The organism is Methanotorris formicicus Mc-S-70, from assembly GCF_000243455.1.
In the GTDB taxonomy this organism is placed as follows: domain Archaea; phylum AGJL01; class Methanococci; order Methanococcales; family Methanococcaceae; genus Methanotorris; species Methanotorris formicicus.
The window spans coordinates 1-608 of the sequence record NZ_AGJL01000119.1; the positions used below are offsets into that span (position 1 = coordinate 1).

The 608-nt window shown below is 29.6% G+C and carries 1 pseudogene; it reads left to right on the forward strand.

Annotated elements, in window-relative coordinates:
- Positions 1-281: 281 nt before the first annotated feature.
- A pseudogene (locus tag METFODRAFT_RS12010) lies at positions 282-608 on the forward strand (IS701 family transposase); the annotation flags it as partial.

Sequence of the window (608 nt, forward strand, 5' to 3'; positions counted from 1 at the left end):
TTAAAAAAGGGGCAGAGGAACGTACAAAATCGAAAGACCTCCAATAATAACACTGTATAGTTGAAACGAATTTAAGCAAGGCTAAAAATTTGAGAAATGATTAACGAAGTTAATTCAGACGATTTAATCGTTAATACGGATGAATACGCTATTTATGATGGCTTAAACGTTAATAGGACTTTCGCAAGCATATTCGAATATAATGATATAGCATTTATGATAAGATATTTCTACCACAACATTTTACTATTTTTCGAATAAAAATTGTTTATGGTGAGAATATTCTCAAAAAAGCGAATGCAATTGTTTATATGCTCTTTCTTCTATTGTCAGAGTTTAATTCGTGTATAGAACTATCTAAAACATTACGCATTTTCGGAATAAACGTATCTCACGATACCATAAATCGAATTCTTTGGAATGAGGGTCTTAACCCACAAGAGAATCTATTTAACTTCATGAAAAACTTTATAACTCCCGAATATAACATTTTCGTTATAGATGATTTTGTTATAGATAAGTTTTATTCGAAATCAACAGAATTTTACTTATTATTGTTGGAGTAATCTACATAAAACGAGTAGTTATGGGCATGCATGTTGTTGATT